The 25,394-nt window shown below is 71.2% G+C and carries 21 protein-coding genes; 14 read left to right on the plus strand and 7 right to left on the minus strand.

Translation table 11 applies throughout. The annotated features are described in order from the left end of the window. Nucleotides 1–39: 39 nt before the first annotated feature. The 6 genes from ABZY89_RS06480 (at nucleotide 40) to ABZY89_RS06505 (ending at nucleotide 6,138) form a co-directional block, all read left to right on the plus strand. Nucleotides 40–747, plus strand: a complete 708-nt coding sequence (locus ABZY89_RS06480; protein WP_355225616.1) for a GAP family protein — start codon at nucleotides 40–42, stop codon at nucleotides 745–747. 86 nt (nucleotides 748–833) lie between these two features. Further along, nucleotides 834–1,058, plus strand: a complete 225-nt coding sequence (locus ABZY89_RS06485; RefSeq protein ID WP_160023692.1) for a heavy metal-associated domain-containing protein — start codon at nucleotides 834–836, stop codon at nucleotides 1,056–1,058. 18 nt (nucleotides 1,059–1,076) lie between these two features. After that, nucleotides 1,077–2,261: an aminotransferase class V-fold PLP-dependent enzyme gene (locus ABZY89_RS06490; RefSeq protein WP_355225618.1), complete on the plus strand. Its 1,185-nt coding sequence runs from the start codon at nucleotides 1,077–1,079 to the stop codon at nucleotides 2,259–2,261. A gap of 3 nt (nucleotides 2,262–2,264) precedes the next feature. Then, entirely contained in the window at nucleotides 2,265–3,482 is a 1,218-nt protein-coding gene (locus tag ABZY89_RS06495; RefSeq protein WP_355225620.1) for a heavy-metal-associated domain-containing protein, read from the plus strand. Next, on the plus strand, nucleotides 3,479–4,858 hold the full coding sequence (locus tag ABZY89_RS06500; protein WP_355225622.1) for an alanine racemase: 1,380 nt from the start codon (nucleotides 3,479–3,481) through the stop codon (nucleotides 4,856–4,858). The genes ABZY89_RS06495 and ABZY89_RS06500 overlap by 4 nt, the downstream gene beginning before the upstream one ends. Before the next feature lie 2 nt (nucleotides 4,859–4,860). Next, on the plus strand, nucleotides 4,861–6,138 hold the full coding sequence (locus ABZY89_RS06505) for a pyridoxal-phosphate dependent enzyme (protein WP_355225624.1): 1,278 nt from the start codon (nucleotides 4,861–4,863) through the stop codon (nucleotides 6,136–6,138). A gap of 3 nt (nucleotides 6,139–6,141) precedes the next feature. Here ABZY89_RS06505 and ABZY89_RS06510 read toward each other — a convergent pair whose 3' ends face one another. The 5 genes from ABZY89_RS06510 to ABZY89_RS06530 all read right to left on the minus strand — a co-directional run bounded on the left by ABZY89_RS06510 (nucleotide 6,142) and on the right by ABZY89_RS06530 (nucleotide 10,961). After that, nucleotides 6,142–6,717 carry a DUF5134 domain-containing protein gene (locus tag ABZY89_RS06510; protein ID WP_355225626.1) on the minus strand — a complete coding sequence of 192 codons (576 nt, stop codon included), beginning with the start codon at nucleotides 6,715–6,717 and terminating at the stop codon, nucleotides 6,142–6,144. 165 nt (nucleotides 6,718–6,882) lie between these two features. Then, nucleotides 6,883–7,140: an HPr family phosphocarrier protein gene (locus ABZY89_RS06515; RefSeq protein WP_355225628.1), complete on the minus strand. Its 258-nt coding sequence runs from the start codon at nucleotides 7,138–7,140 to the stop codon at nucleotides 6,883–6,885. A 31-nt stretch (nucleotides 7,141–7,171) separates the two neighbouring features. After that, the gene (locus tag ABZY89_RS06520) at nucleotides 7,172–9,232 is read right to left on the minus strand and encodes a fructose-specific PTS transporter subunit EIIC (RefSeq protein ID WP_355225656.1); all 2,061 of its coding nucleotides are present in this window, start codon (nucleotides 9,230–9,232) and stop codon (nucleotides 7,172–7,174) included. Further along, nucleotides 9,229–10,182 carry a 1-phosphofructokinase family hexose kinase gene (locus ABZY89_RS06525; protein ID WP_355225630.1) on the minus strand — a complete coding sequence of 318 codons (954 nt, stop codon included), beginning with the start codon at nucleotides 10,180–10,182 and terminating at the stop codon, nucleotides 9,229–9,231. Before ABZY89_RS06525 ends, ABZY89_RS06520 begins: the two co-directional genes overlap by 4 nt. Further along, entirely contained in the window at nucleotides 10,179–10,961 is a 783-nt protein-coding gene (locus tag ABZY89_RS06530; protein WP_355225632.1) for a DeoR/GlpR family DNA-binding transcription regulator, read from the minus strand. The genes ABZY89_RS06525 and ABZY89_RS06530 overlap by 4 nt, the downstream gene beginning before the upstream one ends. A gap of 106 nt (nucleotides 10,962–11,067) precedes the next feature. Here ABZY89_RS06530 and ptsP point away from each other — a divergent pair, with 106 nt between their 5' ends. The 3 genes from ptsP to ABZY89_RS06545 all read left to right on the plus strand — a co-directional run bounded on the left by ptsP (nucleotide 11,068) and on the right by ABZY89_RS06545 (nucleotide 13,763). After that, nucleotides 11,068–12,744 (plus strand): phosphoenolpyruvate--protein phosphotransferase, encoded by a 1,677-nt coding sequence (gene ptsP, locus ABZY89_RS06535; RefSeq protein WP_355225634.1) that lies wholly within the window; start codon nucleotides 11,068–11,070, stop codon nucleotides 12,742–12,744. Nucleotides 12,745–12,825: 81 nt separating this feature from the next. Beyond that, nucleotides 12,826–13,308, plus strand: a complete 483-nt coding sequence (locus ABZY89_RS06540; RefSeq protein ID WP_355225636.1) for a hypothetical protein — start codon at nucleotides 12,826–12,828, stop codon at nucleotides 13,306–13,308. 29 nt (nucleotides 13,309–13,337) lie between these two features. Then, a complete protein-coding gene (locus ABZY89_RS06545; RefSeq protein ID WP_355225638.1) occupies nucleotides 13,338–13,763 on the plus strand; it encodes an SRPBCC family protein in 426 nt (141 codons plus the stop codon). Here the strand turns inward: ABZY89_RS06545 and ABZY89_RS06550 are convergent. Continuing rightward, nucleotides 13,760–14,938 (minus strand): Ig-like domain-containing protein, encoded by a 1,179-nt coding sequence (locus tag ABZY89_RS06550; protein ID WP_355225639.1) that lies wholly within the window; start codon nucleotides 14,936–14,938, stop codon nucleotides 13,760–13,762. The genes ABZY89_RS06545 and ABZY89_RS06550 overlap by 4 nt on opposite strands. A gap of 99 nt (nucleotides 14,939–15,037) precedes the next feature. Between ABZY89_RS06550 and ABZY89_RS06555 the strand changes: the two genes are divergently transcribed. The 3 genes from ABZY89_RS06555 to ABZY89_RS06565 are packed head-to-tail and all read left to right on the plus strand — an operon-like array spanning nucleotide 15,038 to nucleotide 20,624. Next, nucleotides 15,038–16,537: a DUF3375 domain-containing protein gene (locus ABZY89_RS06555; protein ID WP_355225641.1), complete on the plus strand. Its 1,500-nt coding sequence runs from the start codon at nucleotides 15,038–15,040 to the stop codon at nucleotides 16,535–16,537. A 56-nt stretch (nucleotides 16,538–16,593) separates the two neighbouring features. Next, nucleotides 16,594–17,265: a DUF4194 domain-containing protein gene (locus tag ABZY89_RS06560; protein ID WP_355225642.1), complete on the plus strand. Its 672-nt coding sequence runs from the start codon at nucleotides 16,594–16,596 to the stop codon at nucleotides 17,263–17,265. Nucleotides 17,266–17,267: 2 nt separating this feature from the next. Further along, nucleotides 17,268–20,624 (plus strand): SbcC/MukB-like Walker B domain-containing protein, encoded by a 3,357-nt coding sequence (locus ABZY89_RS06565; protein ID WP_355225644.1) that lies wholly within the window; start codon nucleotides 17,268–17,270, stop codon nucleotides 20,622–20,624. Between the two features lie 4 nt (nucleotides 20,625–20,628). Here ABZY89_RS06565 and ABZY89_RS06570 read toward each other — a convergent pair whose 3' ends face one another. Then, nucleotides 20,629–21,750: an ionic transporter y4hA gene (locus ABZY89_RS06570; protein WP_355225646.1), complete on the minus strand. Its 1,122-nt coding sequence runs from the start codon at nucleotides 21,748–21,750 to the stop codon at nucleotides 20,629–20,631. 129 nt (nucleotides 21,751–21,879) lie between these two features. Between ABZY89_RS06570 and ABZY89_RS06575 the strand changes: the two genes are divergently transcribed. Together ABZY89_RS06575 and ABZY89_RS06580 are read left to right on the plus strand one after the other, a co-directional pair. Beyond that, nucleotides 21,880–23,604, plus strand: a complete 1,725-nt coding sequence (locus ABZY89_RS06575) for a gamma-glutamyltransferase (RefSeq protein ID WP_355225658.1) — start codon at nucleotides 21,880–21,882, stop codon at nucleotides 23,602–23,604. 379 nt (nucleotides 23,605–23,983) lie between these two features. Continuing rightward, nucleotides 23,984–25,276 (plus strand): DUF222 domain-containing protein, encoded by a 1,293-nt coding sequence (locus tag ABZY89_RS06580; protein ID WP_355225648.1) that lies wholly within the window; start codon nucleotides 23,984–23,986, stop codon nucleotides 25,274–25,276. The last annotated feature ends 118 nt before the right edge of the window (nucleotides 25,277–25,394 follow it).

A 25,394-nucleotide genomic window follows, 5' to 3' on the forward strand; every position in this document is an offset into this window, starting at 1 on the left:
GGTGAGGACGGCGGCCGGGCGGGTGGCGAGGTTGTGCCTATGTGGGAACTCGCCGGGCAGCTGCTGCCGGAGATGGTGGGGCTGGCGGTCACCCCGGCTGCGGTTGTCGCCTGCTTGCTGCTGCTCGGGTCCTCGCACCCGTTCCGCAACGTCGTCGCGCTGGCGCTGCCGTTCCTCGCTGTCTACGGGGTGTTGTCAGTCGCCGCGCTGGCTGCTGGGCGTGCGGCCGAGGCCGCCAATGACGATCCGGCGACGACTCGCGGCTGGATGAGCATCGTCGTCGGCGTCATCTTCCTCGCCGTGGCGGTCATGTCGTGGCTCCGGCCGCGGCTGCAGTCGGCTGCGGGTGCTGCCTCGGCGCGGGCGACGCACCGGGCGGCCACGGAGGAGCCCGGCTGGGTCTCGGGACTACGTGATCCGTCCGTCGGCCTGGTGCTCGTCGCCGGCCTGTTGCTGGCGGTGGTGAACCCCAACGTGGCCATCCTGGTCTCTGGTCTGGGCATCGTGGTCACCGCCGATGTGAGACTCAGTGCGCAGATCAGCGGCATCGTGCTGCTGCTGGCGGCGAGCATGATCGACTTCGTCGTCCCTCTGCTCGTGTTCGTCCTTGCCGGCGAGCGTGGCCGCGGCTGGCTCCGGTCCGCGACCGGATGGCTCCTCGCCCACAACCACGTGATCAGCATCGTGGTGCTCCTCGCCTTCGGCGTGCTGTTCGTCGGTCGTGGGCTCGCACAGGTCACGGCCTGAGCGCCGACCGCCGCGAACCGACCTCGCGGCCGCTCGTTCGGTGATATTTTTGGGCGACCACCGAAGTCCTACTGAAGGGCAGTTTCATGTCGGTTCAGTTCGAAGTGCGCATCGATGGAATGACCTGTCACCGCTGTGTCGAGACCGTGACGAGCGCTCTCGGTGGCCTGGAGGGCGTCGAGGGGGTCGTGGTCGACCTGAACCCGGGAGCCGTGTCGAGCGCCCGCGTCACCGCCGATGGACCGCTCGAACCGAGAGTCGTCAGATCCACGCTCGCCAAGGCCGGATTCACGATCGCTCGCGAACCCTGACCGGCCGAGGAGTCGTCCGTGCCCGGCCTCGGCTCCCGTCAGCACTTTCCAGCCCTCACCGCCGAACCTGATCTCGTCTACCTCGACGCCGCGTCCGGCACCCCTTGTCCCGAACCGGTCATCGCCCAGCTCACCGCCGAGCTGCGCGGGCCCGCCGCCAACCCCGGCAGGGGCGGACACCCCTGGGCCCGGGACGCGCTGCGCCGCTTCGAGGAGGCCCGCGCCGCCGTCGCCGCGTTCCTCGGCACCTCGTTCCCCGACGAGGTCGCCTTCACCCGTGGCGCCACCGGCGCGATGGCGTTCCTCGCCGACCGCTGGGGACCCGCGGCACTCGCGAACGGCGGGGACATCCTCTACTGCCCCGGCGACCACCTCTCGACGGTTCGGCCATGGCTCCGGCTCGCCGAGCGGATGCGCCACCAGGGTGTCCGGGCGGTGGCGTACCGCCGCGACCGGCTGGGGCGCATCGACCCCGACGACTTCGCCCGCGCGGCGAGCGACCGCACCGCGGTCGTCGTCGTCACCGACGTACACAACCTCCACGGCACCCGGGCCGACCTCGACGCCCTGGTGATCCCGCCGTCAGCGGCGGTCTGCCTGGACTGCTCCCAGAGCGCCGGCCGGCTGCCCCTGCGCCTGGCCGAGTCCCGGGCCGAGCTCGCCGTGGTCTCGGGCCACAAGATGTTCGGGCCTCCCGGCACCGGCACGGTCTACGTACGCCGGGATCAGCATCATCGGATCGCGGTCGACCGGGCGGCCGCGCGGAGCGGGCCGGCTCGACACGTCTCGCCGCTCACCGACGCCGCCGAGGAGGGCAGCCTCGACGGGGCCGGCGCCGTGGGACTCGCGAGTGCGACCGCGTTCCTCGACACCATCGGCCTCGACCGCGTCGGCGGCCACCTCACGACCCTCGCCGCCCGGTTCGCCGACGGCGCCGCCCGGATCGGAGGCGTCACTCTCCTCGGGCCGCCGGTCGACACGGGCCGGCCCCACAGCGGCATCGCCGCCTTCTCTCTCGACGGTCAGGCGGGGGCCGACGTGGCCTTCGCCCTCGAGCGCCGCGGTGTGTACGTACGCGCGGGCGACCACTGTCTGGACGGGCCGCGGGAGGACGCGGTCCGGGTGAGCTTCCACCTGTACAACGACGAGAACGACGTCGACCGACTCCTGCAGGGCCTCGCCGCCGCTGCCGAAAGGGACTGACACGTGCAGAACGAAGGCATCAGGTACGACCGCTCCGCCGCCGCCCGCATCCTGGCTGAGGTCGCAGGTGCCGACTTCCTGGCCGGCCCGGCCCCGGCAGTCGCCGAGGTGTCGGTCGACTACCGCGTCGAGGAGCTCAGCCCGGAGCCCTCGGGACCTCTGACGACCGGACAGCGGCGCTATCTGGAGTCCTACATGCGGCCGTGCCGGCCCGACCAGGTGGTCAGCGCCACCCACCGCATCACCTGGCGCGACTCCCGCGGGATCGCGAACAGCGGCCACATCGGACCGGGCCCGCTCGGCCCCATCCTGCCGATCGCTGCCAGGGAGGCCGTGATCGCGGTCGGTGACGCGGTCGCCGACGCCGATCCCGTCACCGCGCGTTCGGACGCGCTCGACGATGACGCCCTCGACGTCCTGGCCGACACCACCACCGACCAGGAGCCCGCCGAGATCTTCCGCGTCGGAGCCGAGGCCGCCGGCCGCGCGCTCGTCCAGCACGGCATGCTCGCCGGACAGGTCGGGATCGAGGACCCGGTCGAGTTCGCCGAGGCGATGTGCGCCTCCGGGCTCTACGGCACGGTGGCCTCGACCTGGTTCTGGGAGCTGCAGGCCTCCACCTACCGCAGGGGCATGATCCCCGCGAGCCTGGAGGGGAGTGGCGGCCGGCTGCGCTACACCGCGGAGACCGTCGCGCTGCTCGCCGAGATGAAGCGCCGCACCATCGCGGACGCGCACGACGTGATGGACCAGGCCCGCGCGGAGGGCCTGGGCGTGCGTACGGCCATCCAGCGCTACCACGTCGAGCTCGACCAGATCTCGCGACAGTACGCCCTGCTGCCGGCAGGAGAGCGGCCCGTCTGCCTCGGGCAGCGTGCCCATCAGGTCGACGGGCAGCGCGTCCAGCCGCTCGCCGCCGTCGCCGAGGCGCTCACCGGGGCGTTCCGGTCCGCGGTCGAGTCGGTGCGGATCGCCGAGATCCCCGAGTCCGCCACGCGGGACGTACGGTTCGCGGCGGGGGAGCAGGAGTTCGGGGTCCCGGACATGACCTGCCGGCACTGCCGGGTGACGATCACCGCAGTCTTCGACGCCCAGGCGGCCGAGCTGATCGAGGTGGACCTGCACGGCAAGCGGGTGCGGGCGAGGTTCACCGGCACCGAGCAGCGCGACCGGGTTTTCGCCGACCTGCGCGACTCCGGCTACACGGTGGCCGACGGGTGAGCGAACGCTTCCCGCTCCCGGCCGCACGGCACCCGCTCGCCGCCCGCTTCCTCTCGGACTCTGTCGCGGTGGGCGAGGCGATCGAGCGGTTCGGGTCGCCGCTCCATGTGGTATTTCCCCAGGTCGTGGCCGAGAACGCCACGGCGCTCGCGGGCGTGCTGCGGCGTCACGGCGTGCCGTACGACATCTTCTACGCGCACAAGGTGAACGCCTCGGCCGCGCTCCTCGCCGAGGCGTGCGCCGCCGGGCTCGGCGCGGACGTCGCCTCCGCGGCCGAGCTCGACCGGGCCCTGGCCGCGGGGTTCACGCCGGACCGGATCGAGGCGACAGGGCCGAAGTCGCCGACGTTCATCGTGCGGATCGCCGCGCTGGGGGTCACCGCCAATGCCGACGACCTCTGGGAGCTCGACCGGCTCGCCGCCGCTGCGCCGTCCGGCAGCGCCGTCCCCGTCCTGCTGCGGCTCTCCGGCTTCGCCTCGCCGGCGGTGCCCCAGTCGCGGTTCGGCATCGATCTCGCGGACGCTGACGCCGCCCTCGAGACCGTACGCCGCGCCCCCGGCCTCGAGCTGCGCGGTGTCGCGTTCCACCTCGACACAGCCGACCCGGCCGCCCGGGTGGACGCGCTGACCGAGTCGATGGCGGTCGTGGCTGCCGCGCACCGGAAGGGCCTGCGGCCGTCGGTGATCGACATCGGCGGCGGATTCCGGCAGCGCTTCGTCGAGGATCCCGGGCCGTTCCAGAGATATTCACAGGCGGTTGCCACCGGACCGGGGGACCTGGTGTGGCCCGGTCACGACCTCGGGATTCGACGAGCTGGAGCGGCGGCCGGGGCTCCCGCCACGCACAAGTACGGCAATCACCGCCCTGCCACCGACGTCCTGGAGCGGTTCCTGGCAGCCGAGATCGAGCGGCGACCCGTCGCCGAGGTGCTGCGCGAGTGCATGCTGACGCTGTGGATCGAACCGGGCAAGGCCCTGGTCGACCACGCCGGCGTCACCCTGGCCTCGGTGCTCTACCGCAAGCGCGCCGCCGGGAATGACCTGGTCGTGCTCGACCTCTCCCGCAACCAGGTCACCCCCGCCGACCAGGAGGTCCTGCTGGACCCGGTGCTCGTCGACGGGCATGGTGAGCCGACGGCGGAGGGCGTGTTCCTCGCCGGCCGGCTGTGCCTGGAGTCCGACCTGGTGAGCCGCCGCAAGGTGTTCCTGGACTCCGATCCGTGCAGCGGTGACGTACTCGCGTTCGTCAACACCGCCGCCTATCAGATGGACCTGTCGGCCTCCGCCGCCGGCGGGCATCCGCCGCCGCCGAAGGTCGCGGCGGTCTGGGACGGCGGACGGTTCACCTTCGTCGCGGACGACCACCACGGGAGCTGACCATGCGATACGACAGCGTGCTCGACATGATCGGCGACACCCCGCTGCTGCGGCTCGATCCGGCAGCCCACGGTGTGCCCGAGGCCGAGATCTTCCTGAAGCTGGAGTCGGCGAACCCGTTCGGCTCCGTCAAGGACCGGGTCGCCTGGGCGCTGCTGCGCGACCACATCGACACGATCGTCGAGGACGAGCAGGTCGTCCTGGAGGCATCGAGCGGCAACACCGCGAAGGCGCTCCAGATCATCGCCTCCATGCACGGAGTCAGGTTCCGTGCCTTCACCAACCGAGTTCGGGTGCGCGAGGTCCGCGAGATGCTGTCGCTGCTGGGCGCCGATGTGACCGAGATGCCAGGCCTCTCGGAGTGCCCGGACCCGACCGCGCCCAATGACGTGTTCGGGGTGATCGGCGACCTCATGGAGGGCGAGCCCGGCCGCTACCACCACACCTCGCAGTACACCAACGAGGACAACCTCCGAGCTCATTACGAGCAGACAGGTCGCGAGATCCATCGCGACGCCGGCCCGGTCGACCTGCTCGTGGGTGGGCTCGGCACCACCGGATCCACCCGAGGGGCCGCGACGTACCTGCGCGAGCGCAACCCGGAGACCGCCGTGGTCGGCGTCGTCGCCGCCGAAGGTGACTTCATCCCCGGCATCCGCTCGGCGGCGGAGATGTGGGAGGTCGGGCTCTTCGACCCCGGCTTCTACGACGCGATCGCCGCCGTCGACTCGGCCGACGCGATCTCCGCGAGCCTCGAGCTCGCCACCCGGCACGGCGTACTTGCCGGGCCCACCACCGGGGCGGCGTATGCCGCCGCTCGGGAACGTCTCCTGTCGGGCCCTGCGGGCCCGGTCACCGCGGTCGTGATCGCGTGCGACCGGATCGAGCCGTACCTCTCCTACTACCGCCACCGCCGCCCTGACCTGTTCGGCGCGGCGAGACCCGCTCCTGGGCAGGAGGCGCCTTCGGCGACCCCCGAGGACCTCGAGGCGTGGGCCGCGGCGGGCGAGCATGTGGTCGTGGTGGACGTACGCACGGCGCTGGCGTTCCAGGCCGGCCACATCCCGGGGGCGATCAACCTCCGCGACGACCTGCTCGAGCAGGTCATGGAGGCCGGGATGCCGTTCTCGGAGGCGTCCCGGGTGGTGTTCGTCTGCCCGACGGGGGACCGGTCGGCGCGGTTCGCGGCCCGGGCCGCTGCGACCGGTCGCCGGGCCTACAACCTCGAGGGCGGTGTCCTCGGCTGGCGCGACAGTGGGCGGCCGCTCGCGGGAGTCTGATCCTCAGGCGGGAAGGAGGACGAGCATCGTGCCCATCCCGGCGGCCATCAGCCCGTGGCCGAGAGCCGGCAGGCGGTGCTCGCGGACCGCCGTCGCCCGCACCAGCCACCACAGCACCCCCGCCGCGCAGACCACGACGAACAGCGAGTTGACCGCGACCGCCCAGCCCGGAGTGTGACCGGCCGGTGCGACCGCCACCGCGCTGCCGTGGCCCGCATGACCCTCGAGACCACCCACGTCAGCCATCAGCAGCGGCATCGCGGCGAGCATCCAGATCATCGCGGCGTTGAGGCCGAGATGACCGACCAGGTCCGCGCGCCGGGCCCCGTCGCTCGCCCGCCGCAGGGCCGGGAGCAGCGCCAGAGCCAGGACCGCGAAGAGCGCGACCTGCGCCCATACGGCGACGTCCGAGACGATCACCCAGATCATCAGGATCATCGCCACGCTCATCACGGCGTGGTTGATGTGGAGCACGGTCTCGATGCCCGACGGTGGGCAGACCACGAGGATCCAGATCCCTGCGGTGCCCGTGAGCACGAACGCCACGGTCAGCAGAAGGTCCCAGGGAGGATCGACCACCCTGCCAACGTACCGTTGCCACGCGTTGAATGAGGCCGGTTGTTGCGATTAGTGCCGCAGGCCGGCAAACCCTGCCGAGGCGTCAGCTCGGTCGGTCGAGTTGGCACATGCGCGTCAACTCGGGCGACCTAGCTGACGCCTCGGGCGACGGGGGTGACGGCTGGCTCAGGCGTCGAGATCTTGCGCGACGAGCGCGGCGATGGTGTCGACCGCGGCCTGGTCGGGGCCGGTGACCTCGACCTTGTCGCCGTTGGCGGCGCCGAGGGTCATGATCAGCAGCGACGAGGCCGCATCGACCGGCTCGCCGCCGGGGACGGCGAGGGTGATCTCGGCGTCGAGCTCGTCGACCTTCTCAGAGATGATCGCAGCGGGGCGGGCGTGCAGGCCGACGGCGGAACCGACGGTGACGGTCTGGGTGGGCATGATGCTCCTTCGGTGGGTGTGTGTTGAGGGTTCAGCTGGTCGCGGCGGCCGGGACCGGAGCGCGGCCGAGGGACTTGAGCGCGATCACCATGCCGGCACCGACGATCACGCCGGCGGCCAGAGCGATCAGGTAGCCGAGCACGTTGGTGACGGCGAAGAGGACGAAGATGCCGCCGTGCGGTGCGCGGACGCCGACGTCGAGGAGCTGGGAGAGGCCGCCGGTCACGGCGCTGCCGACCATGATCGCCGGGATGACGCGCATCGGGTCGCCCGCGGCGAAGGGGATCGCTCCCTCGGTGATGAACGAGGCGCCGAGCAGCCAGCCGGCCTTGCCGTTCTCGTGCTCTGCGGGGGTGAAGAGCTGGGGACGTACGACCGTGGCCAGCGCCAGCGCGATCGGCGGGACCATCCCGGCGAGCATGACCGCAGCCATGATCCGCAGCTCGGGGGAGTCGGCGGCGAGCGAGGCGGCACCGACACCGGTGGCAGCGAAGCTGTACGCGACCTTGTTGAGGGGTCCACCCATGTCGAAGGCCATCATCAGGCCGAGCACCGCGCCGAGGGCGACGGCACTGGTGCCGTCCAGGGCGGCGAGGCCGTCGGTGAGCTGCTCCATCAGCCAGTTGATCGGCTTGCCGAGCACGATGATCATCACCAGACCGGCCAGGATCGAGGTCACCAGCGGGATCACCAGCACGGGCATCAGACCGCGGGCCCAGCTCGGGACGCGCCATCCGCTGACCCAGTGGGCGATCACGCCGGCGAGGACACCGCCGGCGATCGCCCCGAGGAACCCGGTCGCGGGCGCCGGGACGCCATCGGCGTTGACCACCCCGAACAGGTTGGCGGCCAGCGCACCCATGATGAAGCCCGGCGCGATGCCGGGACGGTCGGCGATGGCGTACGCGATGTAGCCCGCCAATGCGGGGATGAACAGCATGAACGCGGTCTTGCCGATCACGAAGAACAGGGCGCCGAGATAGACCGCGAGGCCGCTGTCGAAGAGGGCGTGGTCGAGACCGAGGGCCTGTACGTCGGGGAGATTGGTCAGGGTGTTGTCGACCATGACCGCGCCGTAGACGTCGGTGATGTCGTAGCCGCCGAGCAGGAAGCTCAGCGCGATCAGCAGGCCGCCGGCGGCGACGAACGGGATCATGTAGGAGACGCCGGTCATCAGGACCCGGCGGGTCCGTCCGCCCCAGCTCTCCGAGGCGGTGCCGGCGGACTCCGACGAGTCGCCTCTGCCGGACTCCACGCGGGCGGCGTTCGGGTCCGCGGCGGCGGCGAGCGCCTCGGCGATCATCGCGTCGGCGTCGTCGATCGGACGCTTCACACCGGAGGAGACCAGTGGCTTGCCAGCGAAGCGGCTCCGGTCGCGGACACCGACGTCAACGGCGAAGATGGCGGCGTCGGCGCGCGCGATCGTCTCGGCGGGCAACGGCGTCGCCCCGGCCGATCCCTGGGTCTCGACCGCGATCTCCACGCCGGCCCGCGCGGCCGCGGCCTGGAGCGCCTCGGCCGCCATGTAGGTGTGGGCGATGCCGGTCGGGCAGGCGGTCACCGCGACCAGGGTGCGCTTCTCCTCCGCAGCCTGGGCCGGCGCGGGCTCCGGTGTCGCGCTCTTGGCGGCGGCCGGTGCGTCGCCGACCGCGTCGAGGATGGTCTGGGCGGCCTGCTCGGCCGAGTCGGTCTCGCGCAGGGTCTGGCCGAACTCGGGGCGCGCCAGCGCACGGGCCAGCTTGGTCAGGATGGTCAGATGCGTGGCGTCGCCGCCCGCCGGTGCCCCGATCAGGAACGCGAGATCGGCGGGGCCGTCCTTGCCGCCGAAGTCGACCGGCGGCGAGAGCCGGGCGAAGGCCACGACGGGCTCGTCGACCCCGGACGTACGGCAGTGCGGGATGGCCAGGCCCCCGGGGAGGCCGGTGGCGGAGACCTCCTCGCGGGCCAGCGCGTCGGCGACGAGCGCGTCGAGATCGGTGGCCCGGCCGGAGCCGGCCACGCGCTGGGCCAGGGCACGGATGACGTCGTGCTTGTCAGTGCCGAGATCGGCGTCGAGGGCCACGAGCTCGGGGGCGATGAGTGCGGACATCAGAGTCCTCCGGTGATGGGGTCGAGGTCGCGTACGGACACGAGATCGGCACGGACCTGGGGTGGGGTGGGGAGGGTGGTGCCGGGGAGGCCGGCGGCTGCGCTGCCGTACGCGACGGCGAGCCCGAGACGTTCGGGGGCGGAGAGTCCGCGCAGGTCGGCGAGGAGGTAGCCGAACAGCGAGCTGTCGCCGGCACCGACCGTGCTGACGACCTCGGTGGGCGGCGGGGTGGCGTGCCAGCTGCCTTCCTCGGAGACGAGGACGGCGCCGTTTCCGCCGAGGGTCGCGAGCACGGCGGTGACGCCGCGGTCGACCAGGGTCCGGGCTGCCGCGGCTGCGGCTGCCGGCTCGTCGAGGGAGTCGGATCCGGTGATCGAGGCCAGCTCTTCGGCGTTGGGCTTGAGCAGGTCGGGCGCGCCGGCCGGGAGCCCGGCGGCGAGCGCCTCGAGGGGTGCCTCGCTGGTGTCGACGGCGATGCGGGTGCCGGTGGACCGCAGCGCGCTCACGACCTCGGCGTACCAACCGGACGGCGCCTCTGGCGGCAGCGATCCGGCGAGGACGACCCAGCGTGCCTGCTCGGCCTCCTTCACGAGCCGGGCCGCCAGGGCGTCGAGCAGCGCTGGGGTCGCGGTGGCGCCCGGGCCGTTGAGCTTGGTGGTGGTGCCGTCGGGCTCGGTCACGGTGGTGTTGATCCGCGGCCGGCCGGCGGGTCCGACGGTGACCACGTCGAGCCCGGAGGCACGCAGCTCGGCGACCATCGGGTCGAGGTCGGGGCACGGGAGCACGGCACGGGTGGGAACCCCTGCGGCGTACGCGGCTCCGGAGATGTTCACGCCCTTGCCGCCGGGCTGAGAGGTGGTGGTCCGGGCGCGCAGCACCTCGCCGCGGCGCAGCGGGCTGGTGAGCATCACCGTGTGGTCGATGCTCGGGTTGGCGGTCAGGGTGACGATCATGCGATCAGCACCTCGAGGCCGCTCTCGCGGAGCTCGTCGGCGACGTCGTCGTCGATGTCGCTGTCGGTGACGAGCACGTCGACATTGCCCAGCGCGGCGAAGCGGAGCGTGGTCTCGACGCCGATCTTGCTGGAGTCGGTGAGGCACACGACCCGGCGGGCGGCGTTGACCAGCGCTCGTTTCGTCGCCGCCTCCTCGTGGTCGGGGGTGGAGAGACCGTGGGCCAGCGTCAGCCCGTTGGTGGCCACGAAGGTGACGTCGACCCGCAGGCGGCTCAGCGCGTCCACGGTCTCGGCGCCGACTGCGGCCTGGGTGGCCGGCCGGACGCGACCGGGCAGCAGGTGGAGCTCGATCTGAGGGCTGCCGGCCAGCATGGCGGCGACGGGGACCGCGTGGGTCACCACGGTGAGCTGGTGGTCGCGCGGCAGGGCGTGGGCGAACCTGCTGGTCGTCGTGCCGGCGTCGATCGCGATGGTGCCGCCTTCGGTGGGGAGGAGTGCGAGCGCGGCCCGGGCGATGCGGTCCTTCTGCGCGGTGAAGGTCTGCTCCCGCTCGCCGAGCGCGGACTCGAGCACGGCCATGGTCTCCACCGGAACCGCCCCACCGTGGACCCGGCGGACCAGGCCCCGTCGCTCCAGCGTCGAGAGGTCTCGGCGCACGGTCTCGGTGGTGACCTCGAACCGCTCGGCGATGTCGGCCACGGATATCCGCCCGCGCTCGGCGACGAGACGGGCCGTCGCGATCTGTCGCTCCTCGGCGTACATCGCGGCCTCCTTCATGATCGGTGTGGTTTCAGGTGGGTTTCGGCGTTGTGAATGCCCACATATGTTGTTTTATGCCCGAATGTGTTGACTCGTCAAGGGGTTTGGGCAGATATTTGTGGCCATGGTCACGTCTCACTCATCTGTCCTCTCCGGCACTCCGGTGGTCCCGGGGATCGTGCTGGCGCCCGTCCACGTGGTGCGGACCGAGGTCGATCCCGCCGCGCTGGAGGCCTTCGAACGGCGCGGTTTCGACCAGCCCGAGGACGCCCTCGCGGCCTACGAGGCGGCAGCCACCGCCGTCGCCGACGGGTACGCCCGCCGCGCCGAGACCGCCTCCGGTGCTGCCGCCTCCGTCCTGAGCGCGAGCGCCGGCCTGGCCCGGGACAAGGGACTGCGGGTCGCCGTGGAGAAGCATCTCCGCGCGGGGGAGGGACTGGTCGCCTCCGTCGCGGCGGCGGTGGAGCAGTTCGCCACGCTGTTCAGCGGGATGGGTGGCCTGATGGCCGAGCGGGTCACCGACCTGCGCGACATCGAGCGCCGGGTTCTCGCCCACCTCGCCGGCGAGCCCGAGCCCGGCGTGGACGTGCCAGAGGAGCGGTGCGTGCTGGTGGCCGCCGACCTGGCGCCCTCCGACACCGCTGCCCTCGACCCGGCCCGCGTGGTCGCGTTGGTCACCGAGCGGGGCGGCCCCACCAGCCACACCGCGATCATCGCCCGCCAGCTCGGCATCCCGTGCCTGGTCGGCGTGGCCGGCGCGACCGGCATCGTCGCGGGGACCCCTGTGCTCGTCGACGGCCAGGCCGGGATCGTCGACCTGGAGCCTGGCCCTGACGCCGCCGCCCGCGCCGAGGCCGACCTCGCCCGGCGCCAGGCGGTCGCCGACTGGACCGGGCCCGGACGTACCGCCGACGGCCACCCGGTGGCGCTGCTCGCCAACGTCGCCGACGGCTCCTCGGCACGCGACGCGGCAGCCGGCCAGGTCGAGGGCGTGGGCCTCTTCCGCACCGAGCTCTGCTTCCTCGACCGGCGCGAGGAGCCCACCGTGGCCGAGCAGGCCGACGTCTATGCCGAGGTGCTCGCGCCCTTCGCCGGCCGCGGCCACGTCGTCGTACGCACCCTGGACGCGGGCTCGGACAAGCCGATCGCCTTCGCGACCCACGAGGGCGAGGAGAACCCGGCCCTGGGCGTACGCGGCCTGCGGCTCGCCGCCGACAACCCCGGCCTGCTGGAGCGCCAGCTCGACGCCATCGCGATCGCCGCCGAACGCACTGGAGCCGATACCTGGGTGATGGCGCCGATGGTCGCCACCGTCCAGGAAGCCGCCGACTTCGCGGCCCTGGTCCGCGCCCGCGGCCTCAAGCCGGGCGTCATGGTCGAGGTGCCGGCGGCCGCGCTGATGGCCCACCGGATGCTCGAGGTGGTCGACTTCCTATCCATCGGCACCAACGACCTGACCCAGTACGCCATGGCCGCCGACCGGCTGGCCACCGACCTCGCCCACCTCACCGATCCCTGGCAGTCGGCGGTGCTGCAACTCATCGCGATCACCGCCGAGGCCGGGCGTACGGCCGGCAAGCCCGTCGGCATCTGCGGCGAGGCCGCCGCCGACCCGCTGCTGGCGCCTGTGCTCGTGGGGCTGGGCGTCACCTCGCTGTCGATGGCCCCCGCGGCCGTGGCTGCCGTCGGCGCCCGACTCGAGTCCGTGACCGCCGGACTGTGCGACGAAGCCGCCGAGGCTGCACTCGGCGCGCTGTCACCGGCCCAGGGCCGCGAGGCGGTTGCGAACATCCTGGGGTGACCGGCCGGCGACCGTATCGCTGGACGTCGCGCTCACCAATGCCGGTGCGCCGTCCGCGTTGCGGAGCTATCGTCCGGGCTCATGTGGATGATCCCCGTGATTCTGCTCCTGTTGCTGGTCGGCCTTTTCGTCGTCCCCGTGATGATTCTGCGCGGCGCGGTGGATGTGGCCACGCCGGCGACTTGGAAGGTGCCGGGCGCAGCGTTGCGTGCCTTGGGCCTCCTGGCAGGCGGACTTGCGCTGGGAACGTACGGCTGGGGCCTGGTTCATGTTGCGGGAGCCTGGCTGGACGCGGCGGATGGAGGCACGAGCTCATCGCCGCCGCCTCCATGCCGCGATCATCTCGACAGAGCACGTGCCCTGCAGGTTGTGGGGTATGACGTCGATGCCGTTCCGCCCGGGTTCAGCTGCGAGCTCATCGACGGCGCGAGCGTCGAGATTCCTGTCGTCCCGGGGTACATCACGCCAGCGGTTTTGGTGATCGGGGCGGTCGCCCTGGTGAGCCTCGGCGCTTCCAGCAGACTGCGGTCGCGCGCCGAATTCGTGCGACCGAGCTCGAGCTGACTTCGGGCGGTGTTGGCACACTTGTGAATGTGCCCGCCCGCTACGCGTTCGCCGAGACCTGGGAACTGCCGATGTCGACCGAGGCTGTGCGCGACACACTGGTCGACCTGGAGCGCTATCCCGAGTGGTGGCCGCAGGTGCGGGCGGTGGCGAAGCTGGGGGAGGACGATGCCCTGCTCGTGTGCCGCTCGGCGCTGCCGTACGACCTGGAGATCGTGCTGCACGCGGTCAGCCGCGACCTGCCGACGCTGGAGGTCGGGCTCGGCGGCGACCTGGACGGGTTCGCGCGGTGGACGCTGACGCCGGCACCGGGCGGGAGCCGGATGGTGTTCGAGCAGGAGGTCGTCGTAGACGGAGTGCTCGGCTGGGCCTCGATGCTGCTGCGGCCGGTGCTGACCTGGAACCACCGGCAGATGATGCTCGGCTGCCGCAACGGGCTGGTCGCAGCGGTCTAGAGGGCAGAGCCCTTCTGGTACTCGGCCCAGGACAGGTTCCAGTCGCCGAAGCCGTTGTCCCACTCCATCTTCCGGTCGGTGCCGGTGGTCTCGACGACGTCGCCGATGCGGGCCAGGCCGTAGAGCCAGGCGGCGTTGGCGGTGGAGAGGCCGGTGCAGCCGTGGGAGACGTTGGCGTAGCCCTGGGACCCGGTCGACCACGGCGCGGCGTGGATGAACTCGCCGGAGTTGCTGATCCGCATGGCGTACTCGACGTCGTCGAGGGAGTAGTAGTCGCTCGAGCTCTGGTCGGAGATGCCGATCGTCTCCGAGCGCATCTCCTTGACGCGGTGCTTCTCGGAGATGACCTTGATCCCCGACCGCGTGGTGAAGCCGGGCTTGCCGGTGGTGATCGGGATCGTACGCAGCAGCTTGCCGTTGCTGAAGACCTTCATCTGATGCGTACGCGCGTTGACCTTGAAGACGTGCGCGTCACCGACCTTGTAGGTGGCGGTGCGGCTGTGCTGGCCGTAGACGTCCCCGCCGGCGGAGGCGCCGTTGAGGTCGAGGTCGACCTTGATGGTGGTGCCGGGCTTCCAGTAGGCCTGCGGGCGGTAGCGGGCCTCGGTGTCGGAGACCCAGTACCAGGAGCCGGTCTGGGCCGGGGTGGAGGTGACGTGCATGCGCTTCTCGAAGGAGGCGTGGTCCTTGACGGGCAGGTCGAAGTAGACCGCGACCGGCATCCCGACGCCGACCTCTGACTTGTCGACGGGGACGATCGTGGCGAAGGTCTGCTGGGCCAGGGAGAGCGAGCGGGTGGTGAAGCTGCTGGTGACCTTGCCGGTCTCACCGGTGGCGGTGACCGTGTAGCGCAGCGCCGGGTCGAGCAGGTCGTTGGCGGTCCACGTCTTCTTGTCCTCGGAGAGCGAGCCGGGCACGGTGTGTCCGTCGGGCTTGGCGACCTTCACGCTCGTGAACTCGCCCGAGGTCGCCGTCACCGTCACGGTGCTGTCGACCGGCACGTCCTTGGCGCCGTCGGCGGGGGAGATCGTGGCGCTGAGGGGCTTAGCCGAGGGCGAGGCGCTGGCCGACTCGCCGTTCGCGGCGGACTCCGGGCTCTCTGAGCTCCCGGCACAGCCGGAGAGTGCGATCAGGGCCACCACGGCCACTACGACAGGAAAAGGACGAACCCGCATGGGATAACTATGCGGTAGGCGGCAACCGAATTCTCGGCGTGTCCGCGCGTGTGATGAAGGTTGTGGTGTTGTCGGTGCTGCCACGTACGGTGTCTGCCGATGAGTGACACTCGCGTCGAGGCGGCGTACGCCGGGGCTCTGGCCGCCTTCAAGAACCCGATGCTCGACCTCCTGCACGGCCGGTTCGCGCCGTTCGTGGTGGCGGTGCTCTCGGTGACCTTCACCTCCGAGCGATCCGCCGTGCCCGTGGTGGACGCGCACGCCGAGATCGGCGACATGCTGGACTGGCTCCGGGCCACCGGCCACGCCGAGGGTGAAGGTGGCGAGGTGATGCTGCCGGTCGGCACGGCGCGCGAGCTGTGCCGCCAATGGGTGCGCGCCGGGTGGCTGTTGCGCCAGATCGAGGGCGAGGACGAGGTCTACCGGCTGTCCGCGCATGCCGTGGGCGCCCTCGAGATCGCCGGACGGGCGAGCGGGTCCCGAGCACGGGTCTCCGAGTCGCGGGTCAGGACGCTGCTCGAGGCGGTCGAGCGGCTCGCCCTGGACGCCGACCCGGACGTGCTGACCCGGGTGGCGCGACTGACCGAGGAGATCGCCGAGCGGCGCGCCGAGATCGCCCGCCTGGACCGCACCGGCGTCGTCGACACCGTCGATGACGACACCCTGCTCGAGCAGGCCGAGAACATCCTCCACCTGACCCGAGAGCTCCCCGCCGACTTCGCGCGGGTGGTCGAGTCGATCCGGGCGATGCAGCGTGACGTGGTGACCGACCTGCGCCAGGACGTACGTCCGGCCGGTGAGGTCCTGCGCGAGTACCTGCAGCGCGGCAAGGACGTGATGGCCTCCACGCCGGAGGGCAAGGCGTTCGCCGGTGCGCTGCGGATGATCGGTGACCCGCGCCGCCTCGACGACCTGGCCACCAACCTGCACACCGTGCTGCGGCACCGGTTCACAAGGCAGATGGGTCCGCCCGAGCGGGCCGAACTGGCGGCGGTCGGACGCCGGATCGAGACGGGCGTCGCCGAGGTGCTGGCCGCCCAGCAGACCGCCTCGCACGTGATCACCACCCAGGTGCGTACGCACGACCCGGCCCGCGACCGGCAGGTCGACGACCTGCTGCGCGATGTGATGGTCGGCTTCCAGGCGTGGATGCCGTCCTCGCGGCCGGCCGAGTCCGTCGAGCCGCTGCGCCGGCTGCCGGTCGCCGACCTCGGTCACCTGCGGCAGTCGGTCAGCGAGCTGCGACCGCCCGAGCCGCCGGCGCCGCTCGCCGACTGGGGCGACGTGGAGAGCGCGGTCGAGGACACCAAGGCCTGGGGTGGTCCGGGCTACCGGGCGATCGAGGCCCACCTGGACGCCTATCTGGCGGCCCACGGGGCCGAGGAGCCGGTCGACCTGGCCGAGGCCTTCGCGGCCGCGCCCGAGGAGATCCGGCGCCCGGTCGACCTGCTCGGGCTGCTCGAGATCGCGCATCGCCGCGGGATGGCCGAGACGGGGGAGATCTCCACGATCGAGGCGGTCCGTGCGGACGGGGTGCGGCGGCGGTTCGCCTTCGGCGGAGTGAAGATGACGGCGGATGGCAAAGGGGATGGGCGTTGAGTGAGACGGTGACACCGGTCGAGGCTGAGGCTAACCCTCAAGTTGAGGATGAGGCTGTGGCCTACGGCAGCGAGCCGGAAGGTTTCATCGAGCCCGTCTCGATGGAGGACGACCCGACCGAGCTCTTCGTCGGCGACCGAGGTGTCCTCGACGCCGACATCCGCCGGGTGCTGGTCCAGCTGCTTCGTCGTCGGTTCATCACGGCCGAGAAGAGCCCGCGCCAGTGGCGTACGTTGCTCGACCACCAAGCGGTGATCGAGTCGCGGCTCCACGACCTGTTCATCCGACTCGTCGTCGACCACGACCGCGGCATCGCCTACAAGCGGCAGGTGCGCTCGGAGGAGCTCGACGTGCCGGTGCTCCTCAAGGACGACGCCTACTCACGGGCCGAGACGCTCGTGCTGATCCATCTCCGCACCGTCTTCCAGCGCGAGCGAGGTGCGGGGGAGAACTCCGCGCGGGTCGACGCCGACGAGCTGGAGCAGACCGTACTCACCTACTTCGACGTCGCCAGCGGCGACGCCTCCGCGCGCCGCGAGATCCGCCGGGCGGTCGACCGGCTCGCACGCGAGGGGCTGATCGAGGAGGAGTCCGAGGACCGCTACCGGATCACCCCGCTCGTCGAGATCGTGCTCAGCGTCGAGAAGCTCGCCGAGCTCAAGGCGTGGCTGAAGGAATCCGCCGGTCGAGCCGTGAGCGCCGACGACGAAGAGGACACCGAGCAGTGAACATGATCGACAGCCTCTTCGGTCTCATCCCCGCCCGCTCGAACGGCCGGCAGTGGGTCGCGCGCGAGCTGCAGCTGGTCAACTGGGGCGGCTACGACGGCGCCCACCGGGTGCGCTTCTCGCCGAGCGCGACGCTGCTGACCGGAGGATCCGGGTCGGGCAAGTCGACGCTGATGGACGCCTACATCGCGTTGATCATGCCCCACACGACGCCCTTCAACGGTGCCTCCAACGGCGGTGTCGTGGGCCGTCCGCGCGGCCAGGACCAGCGCAACATCCTCTCCTACGCGCGCGGCAAGATCGACGAGGCCAAGACCGCCGACGGCACCAAGATCCGGGTGCTGCGCGGCGACGGCCGCGACACCTGGTCGGCGATCGCGATGACCTGGGAGGACCAGACCGGGGCCCGCTTCACCGCGGTCCGGGCCTGGTACGTTCCCGCGTCCGCGAAGAACCTCGACGACGTGACCAAGCTGCGCGCCGTGGCCGAGGCGGGCTTCGACGTACGCGATCTGGAGCCGGTCGCAGCCCACCGGTTCACGCGCGCCGCGGTCTCCGAGGTCGGGCTGACCCCGATCGACACCGACCGCGACTTCACCGCCCGGATCCACTCCGCGCTCGGGATCGGTGCCGCCGGCGACGGTGAGAAGGCGGTCAACCTGCTCGGCCGGATCCAGGCGGGGCAGCAGATCACCACGGTCGACGACCTCTACAAGAAGATGGTGCTCGAGGAGCCCGAGACCCTCGCGACCGCCGACGGCGTCGTCGCCCACTTCGACGAGCTCTCCGCGACCCGCGACCGGATGGTCACCGCGCAGCAGCAGGTCCGTGCGCTGACGCCGATCCGCGAGCACCGGGCCGCGATCGAGGACGCCGCCGCCAGGCTGGAGGTGATCGACGGGATCGGCGCTTTCGATGACGAGGCCACCCCCGCCGGGCTGTGGCGTGCCGGCAAGCGGGTCGACCTGCTCAGTGAGCTGGAGTCGGACCTCAGCGCCCGCAAGAGTTCTGCGGAGAAGGTGGTGGCCGAGAAGCAGGCGCTCATCGACGCCGCCGAGTCCGAGCGCGACGGCCTCGCGGTCACCGTCGCCGCCTCCGGCGGCCGGCGCCTCGAGGAAGCCACCCGCGAGATCAGGTCCGCCGAGACCCGGGTCGACAACGTACGCCGCGCCCGCGAGGCGCTCGACCAGGAGCTCGCCGTCCTCGGTGCGGTGGCCACGACTCCGGATGAGTTCGAGACCCTTCAGGCGACCGCGCAGGAGGCGCTCGTCGACGACGACGCCCGCACGACCGCCCTCAACGCCTACGCCGCCGCGCGCTCGGCCGAGGCCGACGCGATCGGTCAGGTCGGCCGGCTCGAGAGCGAGCTCGCCGATGCCGAGAAGACCAAGAACAACATCCCCGAGCCGTTGCGCGCGGCCCGTGCGGTGCTGGCGGAGGCGGCCGGGCTGAGCCCGGCCGAGATGCCGTTCGTCGGCGAGCTGGTCGAGGTACGCACCGATCACGAGGCCTGGCGCGAGGCGTTCAACCTGGCCCTGGGCGGGTTCGCCACCACGATGCTCGTCGACGCCGCTCACGTCGGCGCCTTCCGGGCGGCGATCGAGTCGGTACGGCAGCGCACCCGGATCCGCTACGAGGCCGTCAACACCGGTATGAAGGACACCTCGATCTTGGACGAGGGCACCCTTCCGGGACGCCTGGACTACCGCCGCGGCGTGTTCACCGGCTGGCTCAAGAAGCGGCTGACCGAGCGGCACGGCTACGTCTGCGTGCAGACGCCCGCCCTGCTCGGTCAGCACCGGATGGCGCTGACCGTCACCGGCCAGGTCTCGCAGGGGACGCGCGGCGCCCACGGTGGCCACGGGGCCGGCAACGTGCTCGGCTTCACCAACACCCGCCGCGTCGCCGAGCTCACCGAGCTCCTCGAGACGGCGCGCAAGGACGCGGAGACGGCGAGTATGGCGGTCGCCGAGGCCGAGCGTGCCATCAAGGACCTCGACCTGCGGCGTACGTCCTTCAAGGCGGTCACCGCGCTCACCTGGGACCAGGTCGACGTCGCCGGGGCCGAGGCCGAGCGGGACAGGTGGGCCGCCGTGATCGAGGAGGTCACCGCCGACAACCCGGAGATCGCCACGTTGCAGGGGCGGCTGAAGAGCGCCCGCGTCAAGGTCGACTCGCTGCGCGAGGGGATCGGGGCCGCCAAGAGCACCGTCAAGGAGCTCGACGTGCGCTGGAGCGACGTCGTCGAACAGGTCGACCGGGCCAAGGACGCGCTGGAGGACGCGGCGGCGTCGGGCACCGAGGTCGCCCCGGCCCAGGCCGACTATCTCGAGCAGCTCTTCAAGGGGGCCGGTGGCGAGGAGGCCGGCCGTCGCGAGGACGCGCTCGCCGAGCTCGACGCCGTCTTCGCCCGAGCTGGCGAGAGCCTCGACACCGACCGTGCCGCCGCACAGGAGACGATCGGGGCCGCCCGCATCCAGCTGCGGCAGACCTTCGAGGCGTTCCTGGAGCGCTGGCCCAACCCCAACCTCCACACCGACCCCGATGCGTCCTACGCCGACTTCGACCGTCTCCTCGACGAGCTGCAGACCAGCGGTCTGCACGAGCTCGAGGTCGAGTGGCGCGACTCGCTGCTCAAGCTGTCGGGCAACGACCTGACCAACCTCGACTCGACCCTGTCGCGGGCCGTGCGTGAGATCCGGGACCGGATCGACCCGATCAACCAGATCCTCGCCGAGCTGCCGTTCAACGACGACGGCCACCGGCTCCGGATCGACACCCAGGAGGGCCAGTCGGCGGTGCGTGGCCGCTTCCGCAAGGAGCTCCGCACCGTGCGCGACCTGATCGAGAAGGCGTCGTCCAACGAGACCCGCGAGCAGGCCTACACCCGGATGTCCCGGCTCATCGACCGCATGCGCCGCACGGCGCCCGACTTCGCCGACCTGATCGACGTACGCAACCACGTCCGCGTCAGCGCCGAGAAGGTCACCGCCGACACCGGTGAGCACGTCGCCCTCTACGACCACATCGGCGAGAAGTCCGGCGGCGAGTCGCAGGAGCTGGTCGCCTTCATCGTCGGCGCCGCGCTTCGCTACCAGCTCGGCGACGCCGGCGCCGACCGGCCGCGCTACGCACCGGTCTTCCTCGATGAGGCGCTGATCAAGGCCGACGCCCGCTTCACCGGCCGCGCCATCGGCGCGTGGCGAGGTCTCGGCTTCCAGCTCATCATCGGCGCCCCCAACGACAAGCACAGCGCCATCGAGCCGCACGTCGACGTGCAGTACACCGTGCTCAAGGACGCCGAGGGCCACTCGTTCCCGAAGCTCGAGGTCGGCCTCGACGAGGTCCCGGCGCGGTGACCGGCTAGGGCTGCATCGACAGGAACAGGAACGCCGCCAGCAGGACCAGGTGGACGAACCCCTGCAGGGCGTAGACGCGGCCCTGGACGACGGTGAGCCCGGTGACGAAGACGGAGATGACCAGCAGCACGATCTGGGTCGGCTCGAGGCCCAGCTCGAGGGGGCCGGTGAGCCAGATCATCGCGACGGCGAGGGCGGGGATGGTGAGACCGATCGACGCCATCGCGGAGCCGTAGGCGAGGTTGAGGCTGGTCTGGACCCGGTCGCGGGCGGCGTTGCGGACCGCGGCGATCGACTCGGGAGCGAGGACGAGGAGAGCGATCACGACGCCCACGACCGCGTAGGGGAACCCGAGGCTCTTGACGGTGCTCTCGATCGTGGGGGAGAGAACCTTCGCCAGGCCGACCACGGCGACGAGGGAGACCAGGAGGAGGGCCAGGCTGAGGGCGGCCTCGCCGGTCGAGGGCGGATCGGCGTGGCCGTCCTTGTCGAGGTCGACCAGCCCGGTCATCCGGCCGTGCTCGTCGCTGGTGACGGGAAGGAAGAAGTCGCGGTGGCGGACCGTCTGGGTGAAGAGGAAGGCGACGTAGAGCGCCAGTGAGGCGATGGCGGCGAAGGCGAGCTGCGAGGTCGAGTACTGCGGGCCCTGCGCCGACGTCGTGAACCTCGGCAGCACCAGGGTGAGACCGGCCAGGGCGATGACGGTGGCGACCGCCGATCCGGTGCCGGCGGCGTTGAAGCTGACCAGTCCGTGCTTGAGGGCGCCGACCATGAGCGAGAGCCCGACAATGCCGTTGAGGGTGATCATCACCGCGGCGAAGACGGTGTCGCGGGCATAGGTGCTGGTGCTGTCGCCACCGCTGGTCATCAGCATCACGATCAGGCCGACCTCGATCACGGTCACCGCGATCGCGAGGATCAGCGAGCCGAACGGCTCGCCGACCTTGTGGGCGACGACCTCGGCGTGGTGGACCGCGCCCAGCACCGCACCGATCAGTACCGCCGCCACCACAGCCAGGATGGTCCAGTGGTCGTGGCGGAGCCACGCGAAGACCAGCACCACCAGGGCGAGGATCGGCACGACCAATGACCATTGCAGGCGGCCCCGGACCGCTGGCGCACTCATGGGGCGACCCTATCCCGGCGCGGGGCCGCCGACGGGATGCTCGACGCGCGCTCGTAGCCTGATGGCGTGCCTTCCTACACCCCACCGGCCGCGTTCAAGACCCGTCCCGACCTGCTGGGGAGGTTCGGCATGGTCGGCTCGACCCACTGGCTGGCCAGCGGTGCCGCACAGGCGGTGCTCGAGCGCGGCGGCAACGCCTTCGACGCGGTGGTCGCTGGTGGGTTCGTGCTGCACGTGGTCGAGCCCCACCTCAATGGGCCGGGCGGCGACCTGGTCGGGATCTTCGCCGCTGCCGACGGTGCGCCGACGGTCCTGATGGGCCAGGGGCCGGCGCCGGCGGGGGCTTCGGTGGAGCACATGCGGGCCGAGGGGCTCGAGCTGGTCCCCGGCTCGGGCGCGTTGGCCGCTGCCGTGCCGGGCGCCGTGGAGGCCTGGCTGATGCTGCTGCGCGACCACGGCACCTGGGAGCTGGGCGAGGTGCTCGCCTACGCCATCGACTACGCCCGCAATGGCCATCCGATCCTGGGCCGGGCTGTCTCCACGATCGCCGCCGTCGCCGACCTGTTCCGCAATCACTGGCCCACCTCGGCCGCCCACTGGCTCATCGACGGCGAGTTGCCGGAGCCGGACACGATGGTCCGCAACGAGGCCTACGCCGCCGTGCTCGACCGCCTCGTGGCAGCCGGCGACGGCGCCGCGACCCGTGAGGAGCGGATCGACGCCGCGCGTGCCGCCTGGGGGAGCGGGTTCGTCGCCGAGGCGATCGAACGGTTCGTACGCACCCCGCACCGTCACTCCTCCGGAACCGATCATTCCGGTGTGATCACGGCGGCCGACATGGCCGGGTTCTCGGCTGCGTACGAGACGCCGGTGACGACGGAGTTCCGGGGCCACACGATCGCGAAGGCCGGGCCGTGGACGCAGGGGCCGGTGCTGCTGCAGACCCTCAACCTGCTCGAGCCGCTCGACGACGCGCTGCTCGACCCGAGCAACCCCGACGGCGCCCACACGATCCTGGAGGCGACCAAGCTCGCCTTCGCCGACCGCGACGCCCACTACGGCGACGGCGCCGATCCGGCCGTGATCAAGACCCTCCTCTCCCAGGAGTACGCAGCCACCCGCCGCCCCCTCATCACCGATGTTGCCTCGGCCGAGGTGAGGCCCGGGCTGGGCGCGATGGCCTTCCCGCCGCTGCGCGAGACCTACGACCCGGCTCTTGCCGCGTCCGGGGTGGGGGAGCCGACCGTCTCGCCTGACGGCGAGACCCGAGGCGACACCTGCCACATCGACGTCGCCGACCGCTGGGGCAACATGATCGCGGTCACCCCCTCGGGCGGGTGGCTACAGTCGTCGCCGACCATCCCCGAGCTCGGCTTCTGCCTCGGCACCCGACTGCAGATGACCTGGCTCGAGCCGGGCCTGCCCTCCACACTCACCCCGGGCCGGCGGCCGCGCACGACTCTCACTCCGACACTCGTGTTGCGTGACGGCCGGGCCGTCACCGCCGTCGGCTCACCTGGCGGCGACCAGCAGGATCAGTGGCAGCTGCTCTACCTGTTGCGTACTCTCGTCGGCGGCTATTCGCCTCAGGAGGCCATCGACGCTCCTGCGCTCCACTCGACATCGTTCCCTGGGTCCTTCTGGCCGCGTACGTGGACTCCTGCGGGTGCCGTGCTCGAGGATCGGCTCGGGGACTCTGTCGTCGAGGGGCTGCGGCGGCGGGGGCATGCTGTCGAGTTGAGTGGGGACTGGTCTCTTGGGCGGCTTTCTGCGGTTACTCGTGATCCTGAGACTGGGACGCTTTCTGCTGCTGCTAATGCTCGGGGTGCGCAGGGGTACGCCGTCGGGCGCTGACGCTTCCCGCAGGTCGAGCCGCCTTGTCCCGCTGGTCGAGCCGCCGGAGCCGCTAGGCGGAGGCGTGTCGAGACCAACACAGTCGCTTCTTCGGGAAACCTCGCTTAGCGGCTGTGCTTCGGTTCAGGGTTCGCCGCCGACCCGGTCTTTGAGTGTTTCTCGATCGTGCGCCGCGTCAAGGACGGGCTTCGCCCGCCGCTTCGCGGTGGCCTACGGCCATCCTTGACCCGGCACCCGATCGAGAAAGATTTCGCCTGTATCGGGGCGGCGGCGAGAGAGTGGCGCGGAGTTCACGTGTCTTGTTCGCTGACTGCATAAATTGGCTCTGACCGGCTTAAATGGGTCGCACTGCAGTGCTCTTGCGCATATAATAAGGCGCATGTACGAGACCATCGACCGCCTCCTCACAGGGCCGCCTCCGGGTGCGTCCGAGAGTGAGCTGGTCGACTGGATCTCGCGTCTCGAAGAGATCAAATGCACCGCCGAGGCGGTCCAGGCAGAAGCGGCGGTACGTCTCGACGAATCCGTTCGCGCGCGCCAATCCGAGGCCGGGATACCTGCCCGCAGGCTCGGCGAAGGGGTCGCCTCCCAGATCGCGCTGGCTCGGCGGGTCTCGCCCGAGAAGGGCGCCAAACTGCTCGGGCTGGCAAAGATCCTGACCGCGGAGATGCCGCACACCTTCGCGCTGATGAAGGCGGGGCTGTTCTCCCAGTGGCAGGCCACCATCCTCGCCCGCGAGACCGCGTGTCTCTCCCTCGACGACCGTCGCGTCATCGACTACGAACTTTGCGCCACCGGCCCAGACGCGCAGCCTGCAAAGGCGGTCTCGATGGGGCTGCGACAGCTCGAGAACGCCGCCAAGAAACTCGCCATCACCCTGGATCAGGCATCCGTCGTCTCACGGGCTGCGAACGCGACGCAAGACCGTCGGGTCAGCCTCCGCCCCGCACCCGACACGATGACCTGGCTCGGTGCCCTGCTCCCGGTCAAGGATGGCGTCGCGGTCTTCGCGGCGCTGGATCAGGCGGCGAGGGCCGCCCACGCAGCCGGCGACGAGCGGACCCGGACCCAGGTCATGGCCGACACCCTCGTCGACCGGATCACCGGCCGCGAGACCGGCGGCAAGCCCCGGATCGAAGTCAAGGTCGTGATGACCGCCGACTCCCTCACCGGCGACGCCGATCAGCCCGCCATGGTCGAGGGCTACGGACCCGTTCCTGCTGGGTGGGCCCGCGAGGCGCTCGCCGACGCGGAGGTGTTCGTCCGGCGCCTGTTCACCGACCCCGCCGGGCAACTGGTGGCCATGGAGTCCCGCTCCAGGAAAGCACCCGACGGGCTGGCCGAGTTCATCACCACCCGGGACGGCGGGATCTGCCGCACCGTCGGCTGTGACGCACCGATCCGCAACATCGACCACGTCGAACGCCACGCTGATGGAGGCGCGACGAGATCCGAGAACCTGCAAGGTTTGTGTGAGAGGTGCAATCAAGCCAAAGAGGCGCTCGGCTGGCAGGCCAGACCCGGACCCGACGGCAGCATCATCACCATCACACCCACGGGCCATACGTATGTCAGCCCGCCACCCGACACCTGGTCACCGGATCCGCCGCCGCTGTCTCGGGCTGAGTTCGGGCTGCGCGACGTACTCCTCGAACACACCCTCGCGGCCTGAGGTCCCAGGGTCCCGGGAACTTTCTTCGGATCGGTGCTTGACCTTGACGCTACGTCAGGGCTGCACGCTTCTTTCACGGCCCCAAACAGGAGCCACCAACCGATCCAAAGGAGCACCA

The sequence above is a fragment of the Nocardioides sp. NPDC006303 genome, from assembly GCF_040613175.1.
In the GTDB taxonomy this organism is placed as follows: domain Bacteria; phylum Actinomycetota; class Actinomycetes; order Propionibacteriales; family Nocardioidaceae; genus Nocardioides.

Excerpts from the sequence above, each read along its gene's own strand:
- ABZY89_RS06555 (WP_355225641.1), top strand. The coding sequence starts at position 15,038 with ATGAGTGACACTCGCGTCGAGGCGGCGTACGCCGGGGCTCTGGCCGCC.
- ABZY89_RS06540 (WP_355225636.1), top strand. The coding sequence starts at position 12,826 with ATGTGGATGATCCCCGTGATTCTGCTCCTGTTGCTGGTCGGCCTTTTC.
- ABZY89_RS06480 (WP_355225616.1), top strand. The coding sequence starts at position 40 with ATGTGGGAACTCGCCGGGCAGCTGCTGCCGGAGATGGTGGGGCTGGCG.
- ABZY89_RS06515 (WP_355225628.1), bottom strand. The coding sequence starts at position 7,140 with ATGCCCACCCAGACCGTCACCGTCGGTTCCGCCGTCGGCCTGCACGCC.
- ABZY89_RS06525 (WP_355225630.1), bottom strand. The coding sequence starts at position 10,182 with ATGATCGTCACCCTGACCGCCAACCCGAGCATCGACCACACGGTGATG.
- ABZY89_RS06565 (WP_355225644.1), top strand. The coding sequence starts at position 17,268 with ATGATCGACAGCCTCTTCGGTCTCATCCCCGCCCGCTCGAACGGCCGG.
- ABZY89_RS06575 (WP_355225658.1), top strand. The coding sequence starts at position 21,880 with ATGGTCGGCTCGACCCACTGGCTGGCCAGCGGTGCCGCACAGGCGGTG.
- ABZY89_RS06505 (WP_355225624.1), top strand. The coding sequence starts at position 4,861 with ATGCGATACGACAGCGTGCTCGACATGATCGGCGACACCCCGCTGCTG.
- ABZY89_RS06570 (WP_355225646.1), bottom strand. The coding sequence starts at position 21,750 with ATGAGTGCGCCAGCGGTCCGGGGCCGCCTGCAATGGTCATTGGTCGTG.
- ptsP (WP_355225634.1), top strand. The coding sequence starts at position 11,068 with ATGGTCACGTCTCACTCATCTGTCCTCTCCGGCACTCCGGTGGTCCCG.
- ABZY89_RS06485 (WP_160023692.1), top strand. The coding sequence starts at position 834 with ATGTCGGTTCAGTTCGAAGTGCGCATCGATGGAATGACCTGTCACCGC.
- ABZY89_RS06580 (WP_355225648.1), top strand. The coding sequence starts at position 23,984 with ATGTACGAGACCATCGACCGCCTCCTCACAGGGCCGCCTCCGGGTGCG.
- ABZY89_RS06550 (WP_355225639.1), bottom strand. The coding sequence starts at position 14,938 with ATGCGGGTTCGTCCTTTTCCTGTCGTAGTGGCCGTGGTGGCCCTGATC.
- ABZY89_RS06530 (WP_355225632.1), bottom strand. The coding sequence starts at position 10,961 with ATGAAGGAGGCCGCGATGTACGCCGAGGAGCGACAGATCGCGACGGCC.